This is a genomic window from Lipingzhangella rawalii (assembly GCF_031628175.1).
GTDB lineage: Bacteria > Actinomycetota > Actinomycetes > Streptosporangiales > Streptosporangiaceae > Lipingzhangella_A > Lipingzhangella_A rawalii.
The window spans coordinates 13,507-31,193 of record NZ_JAVLVT010000010.1; the positions used below are offsets into that span (position 1 = coordinate 13,507).

At 67.7% G+C, this 17,687-nt stretch carries 16 protein-coding genes and 1 tRNA gene; 5 read left to right on the forward strand and 12 right to left on the reverse strand.

Annotated features, from left to right (window positions below):
* Nucleotides 1–224: 224 nt before the first annotated feature.
* From RIF23_RS17540 to RIF23_RS17550, 3 genes are read right to left on the reverse strand one after another with little or no spacing between them, the layout of a single operon-like run.
* Nucleotides 225–968 (reverse strand): succinate dehydrogenase/fumarate reductase iron-sulfur subunit, encoded by a 744-nt coding sequence (locus tag RIF23_RS17540; RefSeq protein WP_310913676.1) that lies wholly within the window; start codon nt 966–968, stop codon nt 225–227.
* Entirely contained in the window at nt 965–2,905 is a 1,941-nt protein-coding gene (locus RIF23_RS17545) for a fumarate reductase/succinate dehydrogenase flavoprotein subunit (RefSeq protein WP_310913677.1), read from the reverse strand. The genes RIF23_RS17540 and RIF23_RS17545 overlap by 4 nt, the downstream gene beginning before the upstream one ends.
* Nucleotides 2,906–3,595, reverse strand: coding sequence for a succinate dehydrogenase cytochrome b subunit (locus RIF23_RS17550; protein WP_310913678.1), 690 nt, complete (start codon nt 3,593–3,595; stop codon nt 2,906–2,908). It lies immediately after the preceding gene.
* A gap of 80 nt (nt 3,596–3,675) precedes the next feature.
* Between RIF23_RS17550 and RIF23_RS17555 the strand changes: the two genes are divergently transcribed.
* Complete coding sequence (locus RIF23_RS17555; RefSeq protein ID WP_310913679.1) at nt 3,676–4,632, forward strand: LysR family transcriptional regulator; 957 nt, start codon at nt 3,676–3,678, stop codon at nt 4,630–4,632.
* A gap of 66 nt (nt 4,633–4,698) precedes the next feature.
* On the opposite strand, the gene RIF23_RS17560 is transcribed toward RIF23_RS17555, so the two are convergent.
* The 9 genes from RIF23_RS17560 to RIF23_RS17600 all read right to left on the reverse strand — a co-directional run bounded on the left by RIF23_RS17560 (nt 4,699) and on the right by RIF23_RS17600 (nt 13,844).
* Entirely contained in the window at nt 4,699–5,967 is a 1,269-nt protein-coding gene (locus RIF23_RS17560; protein ID WP_310913680.1) for a sulfate adenylyltransferase subunit 1, read from the reverse strand.
* Nucleotides 5,968–6,017: 50 nt separating this feature from the next.
* Nucleotides 6,018–6,938, reverse strand: a complete 921-nt coding sequence (cysD, locus tag RIF23_RS17565) for a sulfate adenylyltransferase subunit CysD (protein WP_310913993.1) — start codon at nt 6,936–6,938, stop codon at nt 6,018–6,020.
* Nucleotides 6,939–6,960: 22 nt separating this feature from the next.
* On the reverse strand, nt 6,961–7,761 hold the full coding sequence (locus RIF23_RS17570) for a 3'(2'),5'-bisphosphate nucleotidase CysQ (RefSeq protein WP_310913681.1): 801 nt from the start codon (nt 7,759–7,761) through the stop codon (nt 6,961–6,963).
* Between the two features lie 5 nt (nt 7,762–7,766).
* Nucleotides 7,767–9,158, reverse strand: a complete 1,392-nt coding sequence (locus RIF23_RS17575; RefSeq protein WP_407659508.1) for a sugar transferase — start codon at nt 9,156–9,158, stop codon at nt 7,767–7,769.
* 256 nt (nt 9,159–9,414) lie between these two features.
* Nucleotides 9,415–9,990: an aminoacyl-tRNA hydrolase gene (gene pth, locus RIF23_RS17580; protein ID WP_310913994.1), complete on the reverse strand. Its 576-nt coding sequence runs from the start codon at nt 9,988–9,990 to the stop codon at nt 9,415–9,417.
* A gap of 138 nt (nt 9,991–10,128) precedes the next feature.
* On the reverse strand, nt 10,129–10,761 hold the full coding sequence (locus RIF23_RS17585) for a 50S ribosomal protein L25/general stress protein Ctc (RefSeq protein WP_310913683.1): 633 nt from the start codon (nt 10,759–10,761) through the stop codon (nt 10,129–10,131).
* A 226-nt stretch (nt 10,762–10,987) separates the two neighbouring features.
* Nucleotides 10,988–11,965 (reverse strand): ribose-phosphate diphosphokinase, encoded by a 978-nt coding sequence (locus RIF23_RS17590; RefSeq protein WP_310913684.1) that lies wholly within the window; start codon nt 11,963–11,965, stop codon nt 10,988–10,990.
* Nucleotides 11,962–13,455 carry a bifunctional UDP-N-acetylglucosamine diphosphorylase/glucosamine-1-phosphate N-acetyltransferase GlmU gene (glmU, locus tag RIF23_RS17595; protein WP_310913685.1) on the reverse strand — a complete coding sequence of 498 codons (1,494 nt, stop codon included), beginning with the start codon at nt 13,453–13,455 and terminating at the stop codon, nt 11,962–11,964. Before glmU ends, RIF23_RS17590 begins: the two co-directional genes overlap by 4 nt.
* Nucleotides 13,456–13,772: 317 nt before the next feature.
* A tRNA-Gln gene (locus RIF23_RS17600) sits at nt 13,773–13,844 on the reverse strand.
* 503 nt (nt 13,845–14,347) lie between these two features.
* Between RIF23_RS17600 and RIF23_RS17605 the strand changes: the two genes are divergently transcribed.
* The 4 genes from RIF23_RS17605 to RIF23_RS17620 form a co-directional block, all read left to right on the forward strand.
* On the forward strand, nt 14,348–15,343 hold the full coding sequence (locus RIF23_RS17605; RefSeq protein WP_310913686.1) for an acyl-CoA desaturase: 996 nt from the start codon (nt 14,348–14,350) through the stop codon (nt 15,341–15,343).
* Nucleotides 15,344–15,397: 54 nt separating this feature from the next.
* Complete coding sequence (locus tag RIF23_RS17610; protein ID WP_310913687.1) at nt 15,398–15,994, forward strand: TetR/AcrR family transcriptional regulator; 597 nt, start codon at nt 15,398–15,400, stop codon at nt 15,992–15,994.
* 128 nt (nt 15,995–16,122) lie between these two features.
* Nucleotides 16,123–16,632, forward strand: a complete 510-nt coding sequence (locus RIF23_RS17615; RefSeq protein WP_310913688.1) for a MarR family winged helix-turn-helix transcriptional regulator — start codon at nt 16,123–16,125, stop codon at nt 16,630–16,632.
* 96 nt (nt 16,633–16,728) lie between these two features.
* Nucleotides 16,729–17,687: GDSL-type esterase/lipase family protein (locus tag RIF23_RS17620; protein WP_310913689.1), on the forward strand; the 959-nt coding region annotated here is incomplete at its 3' end.

Here is a 17,687-nt window from a genome sequence, read left to right on the forward strand (position 1 = left end):
GCACAGTGATGGGGTCCACAGCGGGGAGATCTGCGGCGGTGTGTCGGGGTGGGATCGGAGCGGAGCTGGCGTCTCGGGGGTAACCCCCAGTCCATAGGTGGTCCGAAACGCCGATGGGGGTGGGGAAAGGCCGATGGGGGCGGTGTGCAGGTCGCGGTCCCGGCCGGGACGCGTGCGGGGGCGCCCCCGCCTGGGAGCACCCCCGCCAGCTCAGCCGAGAACCGTCACCGCCCCGAGGACAGTGACCCCAACAGGTCCCGGTTCAGGTTGGAAATCGTCTCCAGCGGGATGCCCTTGGGGCACACCGCCGCACACTCACCGATGTTGGTGCAGCCGCCGAAATCCTCCTCGTCGTGCTGGTCCACCATGGACACGACGCGGGCCGCCCGCTCGGGCTGCCCCTGGGGCAGCAGCCCCAGATGGGTCACCTTCGCGGCGGTGAACAGCATCGCCGAGGCGTTCGGGCAGGCGGCCACGCAGGCACCACAGCCGATGCAGGTGGCCGCGTCGAAGGCGGCATCTGCGTCGGACTTCGGTACCGGGGTGGCATGGGCGTCGGGAGCGGTCCCGGTGGGGGCGCTGACGTAGCCTCCGGACTGGATGATGCGGTCGAAGGCTTCACGGTCCACCACCAGGTCCTTGACCACGGGGAAGGCCTTGGCGCGCCAGGGCTCCACGTCGATGACGTCACCGTCGGAGAAGCTGCGCATGTGCAGCTGGCAGGTGGTGGTCTGCTCCGGGCCGTGCGCCTGCCCGTTGATCACCACCCCGCACATGCCACAGATGCCCTCCCGGCAGTCGTGGTCGAAAGCGACGGGTTCCTCATCCTGGAGGGTGAGCTTCTCGTTGAGGACGTCGAGGACCTCGAGGAACGACATGTCGGGCGACACGTCGTCCAGCGGGTAGTCGACCATCTTCCCCTCGTCCTCGGGGCCCTTCTGGCGCCAGACGCGCAGGGTGATTCTCACTTGTAACTCCGCTGGACCATCGTGACGTACTCGTAGTTGAGGTCTTCCTTGTGCAGAACCGGCGGCTTGCCGGTTCCCGAGAACTCCCAGGCCGCGACGTAGGAGAACTCCTCGTCGTGGCGCAGCGCTTCCCCGTCGGGGGTCTGGCTCTCGGCGCGGAAGTGCCCACCGGCGGACTCGCTGCGGTGCAGCGCGTCCACACACATGAGCTCGGCCAGCTCGAAGAAGTCGGCGACGCGACCGGCCCGCTCCAGGGTCTGGTTCAGCTCCTCGTTGACCCCGGTCACCTTCACGTCGGACCAGAACTCGCTGCGCAGCTCCCGGACCCGGTCCAGGGCCTTGCGCAGGCCCTCCTCGGTGCGCTCCATGCCGCAGTAGTCCCACATGACCTTGCCGAGCTCCCGGTGGAACGAGTCCACGGTGCGGGTGCCGTTAATGGACAGCAGCGTCGAGATCCGGTCGCGCACACCCTGGGCGGTTTCCTGAACCTCCGGGTGGGTGGCGTCGAGCTTCTCGAACGGGCCGTCGGCCAGGTAGTCGTTGATGGTGTTCGGCAGCACGAAGTAGCCGTCCGCCAGCCCCTGCATCAGCGCGCTGGCCCCCAGCCGGTTCGCCCCGTGGTCGGAGAAGTTCGCCTCCCCGGTGACGAACAGACCCGGGATGGTGCTCTGGAGGTCGTAGTCCACCCACAGCCCACCCATGGTGTAGTGCACCGCCGGATAGATCCGCATCGGGACCTCGTAGGGGTTCTCCCCGGTGATGCGCTGGTACATGTCGAACAGGTTCCCGTACTTCGCCTCCACGGCCGGGCGCCCCAGCCGCTTGATGGCGTCGGCGAAGTCCAGGTACACGCCCTGCCCGCCGGGACCGACCCCGCGGCCCTCGTCACACACCGCCTTCGCGGCGCGGGAGGCGATGTCGCGCGGCACGAGGTTCCCGAACGCGGGGTACATGCGCTCCAGGTAGTAGTCGCGCTCCTCCTCCGGGATCTCGCGGGGGTCCCGGTTGTCGCCGTAGCCCTTGGGCGCCCATACCCGGCCGTCGTTGCGCAGCGATTCACTCATCAGGGTGAGCTTGGACTGGTGATCGCCACTGACCGGGATGCAGGTCGGGTGGATCTGGGTGTAGCAGGGGTTCGCGAACAGCGCCCCCTTGCGGTGGGCCCGCCAGGACGCGGTGACGTTACAGCCCATGGCGTTGGTAGACAGGAAGAACACGTTGCCGTAGCCGCCGCTGGCGAGTACGACCGCGTCCGCGAAGTGTGTCTCGATCTCCCCACTGACCATGTCCCGCACGACCACGCCGCGGGCGCGCCCGTCCACCACGATCAGCTCCAGCATCTCGTGGCGGGTGTGCATGGTGACGGTTCCGGCCGCCACCTGCCGTTCCAGGGCCTGGTAGGCGCCGACGAGCAGCTGCTGACCGGTCTGGCCGCGGGCGTAGAAGGTCCGGGAGACCTGCGCGCCACCGAAGGAGCGGTTGTCCAGCAGCCCCCCGTACTCCCGCGCGAACGGGACCCCCTGGGCCACGCACTGGTCAATGATCTCCACACTGACCTGAGAGAGCCGGTAGACGTTGGACTCGCGGGATCGGAAGTCCCCACCCTTGACGGTGTCGTAGAACAGCCGGTAGATGCTGTCGCCGTCGTTGCGGTAGTTCTTCGCGGCGTTGATGCCGCCCTGCGCGGCGATGCTGTGCGCCCGCCGCGGGCTGTCCTGGTAGCAGAACGAGGTCACGTTGTAGCCGGCCTCGCCCAGGGTCGCCGCGGCCGAGGCCCCGGCCAGGCCGGTTCCGACAATGATCACGGACAGCTTCCGGCGGTTGGCGGGATTGACCAGGCGCGCGGAGAACCGGCGTCGCTCCCAGCGGGTCTCGATCGGGCCGTCGGGGGCCTTCTCGTCCCGGATGGGATCGCCCTCGGTGTACAGCTCAGCCATCTATTCCACCACCCCGATGAGGACCGCCAGCGGCGGGATGACAAACCCGACGAAGAGCAGGGTTGCCACCACCGTGGCGGTCTTGCTGATCGCGCGCTGCCGACGCGCCTTGTTGAAGCCCAGTGTGGCCAGGCCGCTCCAGATGCCGTGCCGCAGGTGCAGCCCCACCGCGGCCACGGACAACACGTAGAACGCGGTCACCCACCAGATCTGGAAGCCGTTCACCACGCGCTCGTAGGGGCTGTCGGACGCCCCGCCCGGGCTGATCACATTCGCGGTGAGGTGCAGCAGGTGGTACACCACGAACACCGCGATCAGCAGGCCCCCCCAACGCATGGTGTAGGAGGCGTAGGTGCGCTGTACGGCCTTGGTGGTCTGGTACCGCACCGGACGCGCCCGGCGGTCCCGCACCGTCAGGACCACCGCGGAGTAGATGTGGGCGATGATCGCCGCAAGCAGCACCACCCGCATGATCCACAGCAGCCCCGACTCGGGGAACGCCGGATAGCCAACCGTCCGTAGCCACGCAGAGTATTCGTCGAAGCTTTGCTGGCCCTCGAAAATCTTCAGGTTTCCGACCATGTGCATGACGAGCCACGCAGCAATGAGCAGTCCGGAGACCGCCATCGTGGCCTTCAGCACCACGGTCGACCGGTAGGACCGGCGTTGGGTCACAGTTGTAGTCGCCACAGCCTGTCACCCTAAACAGCTCATAAAGAACAGGTCCAAGTCATGGATCTGCTCGTGTCCATAGCCATAGGCTATGCCGCATGCAGGCACAGCAACTCGCCTACTTCCTCGCGGTCGCCGAAACCCGCCATTTCACCCGCGCTGCCGAGCTTTCCCGGGTCGCCCAGCCCAGCCTCAGCAAGCAGATTCGCAACCTCGAAGACGAGCTCGGCGCAACGTTATTCAGCCGTGCCCGGGGAAATATCACATTAACTCCGGCCGGCGAGGTGTTACTTCCGCTAGCGCAACGGATCCTCGCCGACATGCGCACCGCCCGTCGGGAGGTTCAGGAACTCACCGGCATGCGCCGGGGACTGTTGCGCCTGGGCGCCACCCCGAGCCTGTGCGGTGGCCTGCTGGCCGACACCCTCGCCCTGTTTCACCGCCGTTTCCCCGGTATCGAACTGCACGTCGAGGAAGGCGGCTCCCGGGATCTGGTGCGCACCATGGCCCGGGGGGAACTCGACCTCGCACTGATCATCCTGCCGCTGCACAGCAGCGACCCCGCGTTGGAGACCCGGCCCCTGCTGCGGGAAAGCCTGGTCGTGGCCAGCTCCCGGGACCGCCCCTCCCCCACGAGCTACGCGTCCATGCGCATCACCGACCTGGCCGAAACCCCGCTGGTGATGTTCCGCCGCGGCTACGACCTACGCGAGGCCACCCTCCAGGCCTGCCGCAGGGCCGGTTTCGAGCCCCGGCTGGCGGTCGAGGGCGGCGAGATGGACGCCGTCCTGCGCTTCGTCGAAGCCGGACTGGGCCTGGCCATCGTGCCCAGCATGGTGCTCCGGAACCGTCCCGGGCTGCGGGGCACACCCCTCGCGCGTCCCCGCCTGAGCCGAACCATCGCCATCGCCCACCGTAAGGATGTGGAGCCCACCCACACCGCCCGCATGTTCTGGCACACACTCACCGACCATCTGGGCCAGCTCGACGACACCGAACTGGGCGCCGACCTGGAGGTGATCGAGGTGGCCACCCACCCCCGTGCCGATACGTGAACACGAGGCACCGCGCTCACGCCGTACTCCTGACGCGCCCCCGCGGCGCGTCCGGTCAGCGACGACTCAGGACGCCCGCACGATCATGCCGGCACCCACAGTGGTGTTGGTGCCCTCGTCCACCAGGATGAAGCCCCCGGTGAGCCGGTTGCGCCGGTACTCGTCGGCGAACAGCGGCTGGGTGACCCGCAACCCCACCCGGCCGATGTCGTTGAGACCCAGCTGGGTGGCTTCCTCGTCCCGGTGCAGGCTGTTCACGTCGATCCGATAGTGCAGGTCCCGAACCATCGCCCGGGCACTACGGGTGGTGTGCTTGATCGCAAGCTTCATCCGCGGAACCAGGTTGCGGGCCTCGGCCATCCAGCACACCATCGCCTCCACGTCCTGCGAGACGACCGGCTGGTTGTTGGGCCGGCACAGCATGTCCCCGCGCGAGATGTCGATGTCGTCCTCCAGACGCAGGGTCACCGACATCGGGGGAAAGGCCTCGTCCAGTGGGCCGTCGGCCGTGTCGATGGCGGCGATGCGCGTGGTCAGACCGGACGGCAGGTGCATCACCTCGTCGCCGGGCTTGAGCACCCCGCCGGACACCTGCCCGGCATAGCCGCGGTAGTCGTGCAGCTCTGGGTCGTCGGCCCGGTGCGGACGCACCACGAACTGCACCGGGAACCGGGCGTCGATCAGGTTGCGGTCCGAGGCGATGTGCACATGCTCCAGGTGGTGCAGCAGGGACGGACCGTCGTACCACGGCATGTTCAGCGACCGGTCCACCACGTTGTCGCCGTGCAGCGCCGAGATCGGCACGAAGGTCAGGTCCAGTACGTCCAGCTTGGCGGCGAACTCCTCGAACTCGGCCTTGATCTCCTCGAAGCGCTCCTGGCTGTAGTCCACCAGGTCCATCTTGTTGACCGCCAGAACCAGGTGCGGCACCTGGAGCAGCGTGGCCAGGAACGCGTGCCGGCGACTCTGCTCCGTCAGCCCGTTGCGCGCGTCCACCAGAATGATCGCCAGGTCCGAGGTGGACGCGCCGGTGACCATATTGCGGGTGTACTGCACGTGCCCCGGAGTGTCCGCCATGATGAAGGTGCGCCGCGGCGTCGCGAAGTACCGGTAGGCCACGTCGATCGTGATTCCCTGCTCACGCTCGGCACGCAGCCCGTCGGTCAGCAGCGCCAGGTTGGTCTGCTCCTCGCCGCGGTCGCGGCTGGTCCGCTCCACCGCCTCCATCTGGTCGGACAGGATCGACTTCGAGTCGTACAGCAGCCGTCCGATCAGTGTGCTCTTTCCGTCGTCGACGGAACCGGCCGTTGCCAGCCGCAGAATGTCGCTACTCATGTGGGGTCATCCCTACCGGGGTCGTGCGGACAGTACGGGCGGTGGCGGAATCAGAAGTAGCCCTCGCGCTTGCGGTCTTCCATCGCGGCCTCACTCGAACGGTCGTCGGCCCGCGTCTGCCCCCGTTCGGTGACGCGCGTCGCCGCGATCTCGGCCATGATGTCGTCCAGCGTGGTGGCCGTGGACCGCACCGCACCGGTGCAGGACATGTCTCCGACCGTGCGGTAGCGAACCGAGGCGGTGAACACCTCCTCGTCCGGCCCCCGCGTCACGAACGGGTTGTCCGCCAGCAGGATCCCGTCCCGCTCGAACACCCGGCGCTCATGGGCGAAGTAGATCGACGGTAGCTCCAGCTCCTCGCGGGCGATGTAGCCCCACACGTCCAGCTCGGTCCAGTTGGACAGCGGAAACGCGCGGATGTGCTCCCCACGGGTGATTCGGGTGTTGTACACGTTCCACAGTTCGGGCCGCTGCCCCTTGGGGTCCCACTGCCCGAACTCGTCCCGGAAGGACAACACCCGCTCCTTGGCGCGGGACTTCTCCTCGTCCCGCCGGGCCCCACCGAACGCCGCGTCGAACCCGTGGGTCTCGATGGCCTCCAGGAGCGCGGAGGTCTGCAACCGGTTCCGGCTCGCCCAGCGCCCCGTGGGCTCGGTCACCAGGCCCCGGTCGATCTGGTCCTGGACCGAGGCCACTTCCAGGCGCACCCCAGAACCGGCCACGCGCCGGTCCCGGAACTCGATGACCTCGTCGAAATTGTGACCCGTGTCCACGTGCAGCACGGGGAACGGCACCGGCGCCGGCCAGAACGCCTTCTCCGCCAGCCGAAGCATAACGATCGAGTCCTTGCCGCCCGAGAACAGCAATACCGGACGTTCAAACTCCGCGGCGACCTCACGCATGATGAAGATCGCTTCGGCCTCGAGAATGTCCAACTGGGACAGCCGGTATCCGGCCAGGGCCTGCTCCATGTTCACGCCTCCACGCAGGGGGTCACGCACCCGCGTGCGGGTCCGCGCTGTCTAGGCTGTCCAGGTCCGCAGCGTCGCGCACACCGGCCAGCATGGTTCCCGCCAATTCCGGTCGACACACTAGGATATCCGGTAGCTGAGGATCAGGTTGATTGTAGGTCAAGGCGGAACCGTCGATCCGGGAGGTGTGCAGGCCTCCGGCCGCGGCCACCGCAACCGGGGCGGCGCTGTCCCACTCGAACTGGCCCCCCGCGTGCAGGTAGATGTCCGCGATCCCCAGCAGTACGGCACACATCTTCGCCCCGGCCGAGCCCATCGGCACCAGCTCCGCGCCCAGCTGGGTCGCCAGCCACTGGACGAACTCCGGTGGACGACTCCGGCTGGCCGTGATCCGCAGCCGTTGCCCCGAGGGACGCTGCTCGGGAAGCCAGGGCGGATCCACTGTGGACAGGGTGCTGCCCTGGGCCGGCAACGCCACCGCACCGGCCGCGAGCGCACCGTCCTCCCACAGCGCCACATGGACCGCCCAGTCGCTGCGCCCCTCCTCGGCGAACTCCCGGGTCCCGTCCAGGGGATCAATGATCCACACCCGCCGGGACTGCAACCGGGACTGGTCGTCACTCCCCTCCTCACTCAACACCGCGTCGCTGGGACGCAGTCGGGACAGTGCGGAGAACAGGAACTCGTGCGAGATCCGGTCGCCGAGCGTGCGCAGCACGTCCGGCTCGGCGAAGCCCTGCCGTTGCCGCAGCCGCTGCAACTGCTGGCCCGCCTCCGTCGCCAGATCCCGGGCGATGTCATGGTCACTTCGGATGCTGCTCACCAGACTCAGTACGCTCCCGATCCACGGATCACCGCTGAACATGTTTTCCAGAGGATCTGCACGTCCAACGTCAACGACCAGTTCTCAACGTAACGCAGGTCCAGACGGACCGATTCCTCCCAGGACAGATCCGAACGCCCACTCACCTGCCACAGACCCGTCATCCCGGGTTTGACCACCAGGCGACGTCGCACGTCATGCCCATACCGGGCCACCTCGTCCGGCAGTGGGGGCCTGGGCCCCACCAGGGACATGTGTCCCGCCACCACATTCACCAACTGGGGTAGTTCATCCAGCGAATAGCGGCGTAGCCAGGAACCCACCGCCGTCACCCGCGGGTCCCCACGAATCTTGAACAGCACACCGTCGTGCTCGTTCCGCGGCTGCAACCGGGTCTTCAGCTCCTCCGCGTCCACCACCATCGTACGAAACTTGTACACGGAGAAGGGGACGCCATCCTTGCCCACCCGCGTTTGGGTGAACAAGGCGGGGCCCGGACTGTCCAGCCGGATCAACACCGAGAGCACAACAAACACCGGCGCCAACAGCACCAGGGCCGCCCCGGCCGCCAGCCGATCCACCAGCCCCTTGACCAGACGCCGGCCCCCGGACAGCTGCGGATGTTCCACGTGCAGCAGCGGCAGGCCCGCGACCGGGCGAATCGAGGTGCGCGGCCCCGCCACGTCCATCAACGCCGGCGCAACCGTCAACTCGGTCCCGGAACGCTCCAGACACCAGGCCAGGCGGCGCAGCGCCACCCCGTCCAGTTCCGGGCAGGCCAGCACCGCCACGGTGTCGGCCCCGGCCAACGAGACCGCCCCGGAAACCGTTCCGAAGTCCCCATAAACCGGGCACCCCTCCAGCTCCTCGGGATACTCGAAACACTGCCCCGCGGGCAGGCACACCCCCACCACCGTCATCCCGTGGTGGGGTTCCCGACGCAGCAGCCGCACCAGCTCCCGCACGGCGGAGGCGTGCCCCACCACCAGCGTGCGCCGCATACACCGCCCGGCGCGGTGCCACCGGTGTAGCCGCTTACGCCAGGCGTAGTGCATCACCAGGCTCAGTACCGTCACCGCAGGTAGTGCCACCAGCACATATCCCCGCGCCAGCTCGGCCTGCGTCGCGTAGGCGAGCACGGCCACCAGCGCGGTCAGGACCACCCCCGCGCTCAGTACCCGCCGAAACTCCTCAGTGCCCACACCGATGAACCGACGCTCGTAGGCTCCCGCCAGTGCCAGGGCCCCGATCCAGACCAGCGGCAAGGCCGCTGTCAACGCCAGATATGTCTGGGCCAGATCGTCGGGAACTCCGGATAGGCCGGGAATAGAGCCAGCGAACCGCAGCTGCCAGGCCACACCGCCCGCAACCGCGGCACACGCACCGTCCAGAAGCATCAACCGACGCAGGTACCAGCGCGCCCAGTGTCGACCCGGGCGGTCCCCAACCTGGGAGTCCGAGGCAAACCAGGTGGACGCAGCCCGGATGTCGACGTCATTGGCGACAGTCATGCCCCTCCCACACCTTCCATAAGGCGCCGCAACGTGAACCAATCGTAACTATACGTAATCACAATGTCGCGCTATGAATAGGTGAGTTGGGAATACTGCCGCCATCGCCACTACCCGCGGTTACCCCTGCGGGAAGTCAACCTCAGTGAAAGGTGTTCTGTGCCTTCGCCAAACCGTCCGCGAGCACCGACTCGACCGCATCGGCCGCCCGCTCCACGTGCACGCCCAGATCGGTCCGTTCGGACCGGTCAAAATCCTGCAACACGTATGTCGCCGCATCCGTCCGGCCCGGAGGACGCCCCACTCCGAACCGCACCCGCAGAAACTCCGGCCCCCCCACAGCCTCGCTCACCGACCTGAGGCCGTTGTGCCCGTTGTTGCCGCCCCCCTGTTTCAGCTTCAACACGCCGAAGTCGAGGTCCAGCTCGTCATGCACCACCAGCACCCGCTGGGCCGGAATCCCGTAGTAGGAACACAACGGCCCCACCGCGGCACCAGAGCGGTTCATATAGGTGCGCGGCTTGACCAGGACCACGGGGGTCCCGGCCAACCGCGATGTCACCAGCTCGGCGCGGCTTCGGGAGGGTTTCCACCGCTCACCGAGCCGCTGGGCCAGCAGGTCCACCACCATGAACCCGACGTTGTGTCGATTCCGCGCATACCGGGGCCCCGGATTGCCCAGCCCGACAACAAGCCACCGCTCAGCCGCCGCACCCATACCCTCGGACTCAACCTCCCGTGCCGTACCATCCGACACACCGCCAAGGATGCGCCGCAGCCACGCCACCGGTCCAGGCACAACTCCTCCGAGGCTCACGCACCAGCCGTCAGCCCGAGCCGACCGCCCGGGCCGGCGCTACTCCGACGCGGACTGCTCCGCGTCCCCACCCGAGGTCTCGGCCGACGCGCCGGACTCGCCGGTCTCCGTCTCCTCGGCCAGCTCCTCGTCGGTACGCTCCGAGGAAATCGTGAACACCATCGCCTCGGGGTCCCCGCTCAGCTCGGTACCCGCCGGAAGGTCCAGGTCGGCCGCGGTGACGTGCACACCGACCTCCAGGCCGGACACGTCGTAGTCGACACCCTCCGGGATGTGCGTGGCTTCCGTCAGCACCTCGACCGACACCAGCTCCTGGGTCAACACGCCCCCGGAGGAGATCTCTCCCACCAGGTTGACGGGGATCTCCACGTTGACCTTCTCGCCCTTCTTCACCACGATCAGGTCCACGTGCTCCAGGAAGCCCTTGATGGGATCCCGCTGCACCGCCTTCGGCAGCACGAGATTGTCCCGACCCTCGACACCGTCCACGCGCAGCAGCACGTTCGGCGTCTTCAACGCGAGCATCAGCTCATGACCTGGCAGCGCGATGTGCCGCGGCTGGGTGCCGTGGCCATAGAGGACGGCCGGCACCTTGCCCGCGCGGCGGACGCGGCGGGCGGCGCCCTTACCAAACTCGGTGCGCGGCTCGGCAGCGATACGTACCTCGGACACGACAGAACTCCTCGGTGTGCTTACCCCCGCAGCAGCGGGGAAACGGCAAACTTCTCGAAACCTCTCCCACGACGCGGACGCAGAACCTGGCCCGCGCGAAGCGCCGAACCAACGGGAACCGCCCACAGGCGCGACAACGTCACACGTCACGTGCGCGCAAACGAGGGCACCCGAGCAATTCTAGCGGCTCCGCAAGCGGGCCCAAGCCATCCGCGCCCGCACCAGCTCAGGCAGAACCCTCGAACAGGCTGGTCACCGACCCGTCGCTGAAGATCTGCTGAATCGCCCGCGCCAGCAGCGGAGCGATACTCAGCTCCGTCAGCTTATCGAACTGACGCTCCTTCGGCACCGGCAAGGTGTTGGTCGTCACGACCTCGGAAATCCGCGAGCCCTGGAGCCGCTCGGCGGCCGGCCCCGACAACACCCCGTGCGTGGCCGCCGCGATCACCTCTGCCGCCCCCTGCTCGAACAGGGCCTCGGAGGCCTTCACGATCGTTCCGGCCGTGTCGATCATGTCATCGACCAACACACAGGTACGTCCCTCGACCTCACCAACGACCTCGTGCACCTTGACCTGGTTCACGACCTCTGGATCCCGACGCTTGTGAATGATCGCCAGCGGCGAGCCCAGCCGGTCCGCCCAGCGGTCCGCCGTACGCACCCGCCCCGCGTCCGGCGACACCACCGTGATCTGCTGCCGGTCCACCCGCGTCCCCACGTAGTCCGCGAGCAGCGGCAGGGCGAACAGGTGATCCACCGGACCGTCGAAGTAGCCCTGGATCTGGTCCGTGTGCAGGTCCACCGACATCAGCCGATCCGCACCCGCGGTGCGGAACAGGTCCACCATGAGCCGCGCCGAGATCGGTTCCCGCCCCTGGTGCTTCTTGTCCTGACGCGCATACCCCAGGAACGGCGCGATCACCGTAATCCGTTTCGCCGAGGCCCGTTTCAACGCGTCCACCATGATCAACTGCTCCATGATCGACGAGTTGATCGGATCGGCGTGCGCCTGGAGCACGAACGCGTCACAGCCTCGCACCGATTCGAGGTAGCGCACGAACAGCTCCCCGTTCGCGAAGTCCTCGAACTTCGTCGGTGTTACCTCGATACCGAGCTGTTCGGCCACCTGCTGTGCCAGATCGGGATGCGTGCGCCCCGAGAAAAACATGAGCTTACGCTGCCCCGTGGCCTCCATGCCGGTCACTGCTGATCTCCCCCAGCGTCTCGACCATCCGCCGCGGAGGACCCGTCCTCCGCCTCCTGTGCGCGCTGCGCGGCCTCAGCCGCTGCGGTGCCCGGCCGTCGCCGGGGAACCCACCCCTCGATGTTGCGCTGCCGGTGCCCATCCGACACCCCCAGCGCCCCGGGCGGAACATCCTCCCGAATCACCGCCCCCGCGCCGGTGTAGGCACCCTCGCCCACCCGAACCGGCGCGATGAACATGTTGTCGCTGCCGGTGCGGGCGTGATCCCCCACCTGGCTGCGGTTCTTGTTCACCCCGTCGTAGTTCACGAACACCGAGGACGCCCCGATGTTCACGCCCCGACCGAGGTCGGCATCCCCGACGTAGGTCAGATGGGGCACCTTCGTGCCCTCGCCCACCGTCGAATTCTTCACCTCGACAAACGTACCGATCTTCGCATCGGCGGCCACCACCGCCCCCGGCCGGAGGTAGGCATAGGGACCGACACTGGCGCCGGATGCCACCTGGGCCTGCTCCGTAACCGCGTGCACCACTGTGGCCTCGTCCCCAACCGTGGTATCCCGCAGGGTCACCCCCGGCCCGATCCGCGCCTCAGCGCCCACCGCAGTCCGTCCACGCAGCCGGGTCTGCGGTTCCAGCACCGTGTCCGGGCCCACCCGTACCCCGACGTCCACCCAGGTGCTCGCGGGGTCCACCACCGTGACCCCCTCCCGCATCAGGGCACGCAGCAGCCGCGCGTTGAGGTACTGCCAGGCCTCCGCGAGTTGCGCGCGGTCGTTGACCCCCTGGATCTCCACCCAGTCCGCGGCGACGAACGCCCCCACCCGATGGCCCCGGTCCCGCAGAATCGCCACCGCGTCGGTGATGTACTCCTCACCCTTGGCGTTGTCCGTGCTCAGGTGGTGAACCACGTCGGTCAGAGCCGCGGCGTCGAAGGCGTACATGCCGGAGTTGATCTCATCGATCTGCCGCTGGCCCGCATCGGCGTCGGCGTGCTCCACGATCGCGGCCACGGCGCCGGAGTCCTCCCGAACGATCCGCCCGTACCCGCTGGGGTCGGGCACCCGGGCACTGAGCACGGTCGCGGCGTTACCCGCCGCCTCGTGCTCGGCCACCAGCTCGCGCAGAGTCGCTCCCCGCAGCAGCGGAGTGTCCCCGTAGGTCAGCACCACCGTTCCGGACAGACTGATCCCGGCCTCGCGCAACGCCTCCACGGCCATGCGCACTGCGTGCCCGGTGCCGTTCTGCTGCGCCTGGACGGCCGTGTGTACCTGCGGAGCCACCGTGGCGAGATGGTCACGCACCTGTTCTCGTCCATGGCCCACCACCACGGTGGTGCGTTCGGGTTCCAGCTCGGCAGCCGCGTCGAGTACGTGCCCGAGCATGCTGCGTCCACACAGCTCGTGCAGGACCTTCGGGTACCGGGACTTCATACGCGTGCCCTCACCCGCCGCAAGGACGATGACGGCAGCCGGACGGCTCACGCTCACGGGCGGAGACTCCTTGGATTGCTGGCGGTCACTGTGCCGTCGGCGCCAGCGCCGCCGGTTCGCGCTCGGCGCGTTCCACACGGGGCCACGGCATGGGAGCGGACGCACGACAACGGAAACGACCGGCCGTCTGCGCCGACACCGGCAGGATACCGCTGCTGCGCGGTGGCTCGGGTTGCGTGAGTGCGGTGCTGCGCGACGCGGTGCCGCACCGGGCCGATCGTGGGGCCGGCCGGTCGCCCGGTGGCGGAACCCACGGGTGCCAGACTCTGGGGACCGATCCGCGGTCAGCGTGACCGCCGGTCCGGAAGGATGAGCTCCCGGGCCAGGACTCGAACCTGGACAATAAGGACCAAAACCTCAGATGCTGCCAATTACATCACCCGGGAATAAAACGGACACTTCTCTCTCGGTCCGTTTCCGTTCGCTGCACGCTCGGCCGGCCGCGCGCGTCAGCGATGTACAGGATACCGCCTGATCCACGAGCCAGCACACGAACATGGGGAAACTGGGGAAACTAGGGAAACCGAGACTCGACGGGGAACGCCACGTCGGCACCCTGGGCCGATCCGAGCGGTTCCCCGGCTGGGTCGACCTCCGCGCCCATGGCCGGCAGCACCGGTAGCACCAGCAGCCTCTGCATACACCCAGCGACGCGTCGCCAACGACCGGATCAGCTACCCCTCCCGACCGAGGAACCGCAGGTCACCAGCATCGGGGCGCCGATTTTTGCCCGGAGTTCACCGTGGAGCGTGTACAACCTACGGCGTCGTAGGTTACGGTTACGTAGGTATAGGTTGATACCGGCGCCCTCGCGGAGGTCGTCGATGCCGCGTCGACGTGGGGTCGACGCCCCCTCCTGCCGAAAGGCCCGCATGTACAAGGTGGATTCATGACCGCAGCACCCGAGATTCCCGAGACCCCGGCCGCGTTGGTGACCGAGACCGCGGAGGCGGAGCGGCCGGCACGGCGCGCTCCGGAGCCCGAGATCGAAGAACAACCGCGCGGCAAGGCGGAGCGCTATACCGTCTTCGCGTTCGTGTTCATTCCGCTCTTGGCCCTGGCCGCGGCGGTACCGTTCGCCTGGGGATGGGGACTGACCTGGACCGATGTGATCATCGGCGCGGTCTTCTACGTGATCAGCGGCCTGGGCATCACGGTGGGGTTCCACCGGCACTTCACACACGGCTCGTTCAAGGCCAAACGTCCGCTGCGCATCGCCCTGGCGGTCGCAGGCAGCCTGGCGATCGAAGGACCGGTGATCAAATGGGTCGCCGACCATCGGCGGCACCACAAGTACGCCGACGCCGAGGGCGATCCGCACTCGCCGTGGCGCTTCGGTGAGGACTGGAAGTCGGTGGCCAAGGGGCTGTACTACGCCCACATGGCCTGGATGTACCTGGACGAGCAGAGCACCTCGCCCAAGCGGTTCGCACCGGACCTGCTGCGGGATCGCGACATTGCGCGGGTCGACCGCTGGTTCGTGCCGCTGGTGCTGTTCTCGCTGTTCGCGCCGGCACTGATCGGTGGCCTGGTGACCATGTCGCTGTGGGGCGCGGTGACCGCGTTCTTCTGGGCCAGCCTGGTCCGTGTGGCCCTGCTGCACCACGTGACGTGGTCGATCAACTCGATCTGCCACACGATCGGAGAAGAGAACTTCGAGGTTCGGGACCGTTCGCGCAACGTGTGGTGGCTGGCCATTCCCTCGTTCGGGGAGTCCTGGCACAACCTGCACCACGCAGACCCCACCTGCGCGCGCCACGGTGTCCTGAAGGGCCAGATCGACATCTCCGCCCGTGTGATCTGGGGATTCGAGAAGCTTGGCTGGGCCTACAAGGTCCGCTGGCCCAATCCGGACCGGCTCGCGGCCAAGCGAGTAGCGGAATAATCCGTCATCATGGTTGTCGTGAGTGAGCAGGGTTCCCGGGCACAGAAGCGACGCATGACCGGCAGACAGCGCCGCGAGCAGCTGTTGGACATCGGTCGGGGTCTGTTTGCCGAGCGTGGCTTCGACGGGACATCGGTGGAGGAGATCGCGGCGCAGGCCGGCGTCTCCAAACCGGTGGTCTACGAGCACTTCGGCGGCAAGGACGGCGTCTACGCGGTCGTTGTGGACCGGGAGATGCAGACACTGTTGGGGATGGTCGCGGGGGCCCTGCACGCCGACCATCCCCGGGACAAGCTGGAGAGTGCCGCACTGGCCCTGCTGCGCTACGTGGAGGAGCACAGCGAGGGATTCCGGATCGTGACGCGGGACTCCCATGCCGCCTCGGGCACGGGTAGCTTCGCCAGTCTGATCAGTGATATCGCCTCACAGGTGGAGCACGTGCTGGCGGCGGAGTTCCGCGCCCGGGGCTATGACATGTCGCTGGCCCCGTTGTACGCACAGTCCCTGGTGGGCATGGTTGCCCTGACCGGGCAGTGGTGGCTGGAGGTGCGCACGCCGAGCCGCGAGGTGGTGGCCGCGCATCTGGTGAACCTGGCGTGGAACGGGCTGTCGCACCTGGAGGAGCAGCCCGCCCTGGGCGCGGATTCCTAGCTCGTCCGGGCCCCGGGACGGATCCTCCCGGGGCGGCTGCGGGCCCGACACCACAGCCCACCCCGCGGCTCGGCGCGGGGTTGCTCCGATCCAACAACTCTCTTGATGTCAAGAGATAAGCTGGCTGTATGCGTGACGAAGTGGACGGGCTGGTCGAGGCATGGCGCACCGAGCGTCCGGATCTCGACGTGTCGCCGTTGCATGTGCTGAGTCGGGTGTCCCGGTTGGCCCGGCACCTCGATCGCGCCCGCCGGACGGTGTTCACGGAGTCGGACCTGGAACCCTGGGAGTTCGACGTGCTCAGTGAACTCCGCCGCGCGGGCCCGCCATACGTGTTGAGCCCGGGTCGACTGCTGCGGGCGACCATGGTGACCTCGGGAACGATGACCAACCGGATCCACCGCCTGGAGCACGCGGGGCTGGTGCAGCGCGAGCCGGACCCCGCGGACCGACGGGGGGTGCTGGTCCAGCTGACCCAGCGGGGACGCGAACGTGTGGACGCGGCCCTGGTCCACCTCCTGGAGCACGAGGAGACCATCCTGGGGGAATTGTCGGAATCCGACCGGGACGTACTTGCTTCGTTACTGAGATCCGTCCTGTCCCCTCTCGACGGGGAAGCCTCACATCAGCGAACCTAGTTACTCAGCGGTACCCGTCCCCTGCCCTCCGGGGTACCCCTGCTCAAGGCGCGACCATCCACGTTTGGACCGTTTCGCGGAAGAGGTAACGACACAATGCGCTGGCGCTCATTGGCCGTGTCGATCACAGGCCTGATGGTGGTTGCGGGCTGTTCCCCCGGTGACGATGAGTCGCTGGAATCCAGTATGTACCTTTCCCTCGGGGACTCCCTGGCGGTGGGAGTCCAGCCCGACGAGGACGGGAACGTGGAGGAGACCTCCCAGGGTTACACCGACGCCCTGTACGCACAGTTGCGGGACCGGGACTCCACCCTCCAGCACGAGCGGATGGGCTGCGGCGGCGAGGACACCACCACGATGATGACCGGTGAGCTGGAGCACTGCACCTACGACGAGGGCTCCCAGCTGGACGAGGCCGAAGCTTTCCTCAACGAGCACGAGGGGCGCGTGGAGCTGGTCACCATCGGCATCGGCGCGAACAACTTCACGGCCTGTGTGGACATCGACGAGGACGCCGACGAGACCGAGGTCGGCGTGGACGAGGCGTGCGTGGACGCGGGGATGGACACCCTGCGCGCGGAGATGCCCGAGATCGCCGAGCGGCTGCGTGCCGCCGCGGGGGACGACGTGCAGATCATCGGGATGACCTACTACAACCCGTTCCTGGCGGCGATCCTGCTCGACGAGGACGACGAGGAGGAAATGCTCGCCAATGAGGCGGCAGAGCCGGCCACGGACGAAGATCTGTCCGATGTTCCGGCCGACCCCACCGGCGACAGCGAGCAGGTGGCCGCCTACAGCATCGCGGTACTGGAGGAGCTGAACGACGAGTTGAGCGCCGCCTACGCGGCCAACGACATCGAGGTCGCCGACGTCGCCACCGCGTTCGACTCCGACGACTTCACCGTTCCCCCCGACAGCGACACCGGCATGCCGACCAACGTGGCGGCGCTGTGCGACTACACGTGGATGTGCAACCTGGACGTCGGACCGGACATCCACACCAACGATGCCGGGGCCATGGAGATCGCCCAGGTCTTCGAACAGCAGGTCCG

What these genes read in the sequence shown, in the direction of transcription:
- RIF23_RS17545 (WP_310913677.1), bottom strand. Translation starts at nt 2,905, where the DNA reads ATGGCTGAGCTGTACACCGAGGGCGATCCCATCCGGGACGAGAAGGCC.
- RIF23_RS17555 (WP_310913679.1), top strand. Translation starts at nt 3,676, where the DNA reads ATGCAGGCACAGCAACTCGCCTACTTCCTCGCGGTCGCCGAAACCCGC.
- RIF23_RS17560 (WP_310913680.1), bottom strand. Translation starts at nt 5,967, where the DNA reads ATGAGTAGCGACATTCTGCGGCTGGCAACGGCCGGTTCCGTCGACGAC.
- cysD (WP_310913993.1), bottom strand. Translation starts at nt 6,938, where the DNA reads ATGGAGCAGGCCCTGGCCGGATACCGGCTGTCCCAGTTGGACATTCTC.
- RIF23_RS17575 (WP_407659508.1), bottom strand. Translation starts at nt 9,158, where the DNA reads ATGCTTCTGGACGGTGCGTGTGCCGCGGTTGCGGGCGGTGTGGCCTGG.
- pth (WP_310913994.1), bottom strand. Translation starts at nt 9,990, where the DNA reads ATGGGTGCGGCGGCTGAGCGGTGGCTTGTTGTCGGGCTGGGCAATCCG.
- RIF23_RS17605 (WP_310913686.1), top strand. Translation starts at nt 14,348, where the DNA reads ATGACCGCAGCACCCGAGATTCCCGAGACCCCGGCCGCGTTGGTGACC.
- RIF23_RS17610 (WP_310913687.1), top strand. Translation starts at nt 15,398, where the DNA reads ATGACCGGCAGACAGCGCCGCGAGCAGCTGTTGGACATCGGTCGGGGT.
- RIF23_RS17615 (WP_310913688.1), top strand. Translation starts at nt 16,123, where the DNA reads ATGCGTGACGAAGTGGACGGGCTGGTCGAGGCATGGCGCACCGAGCGT.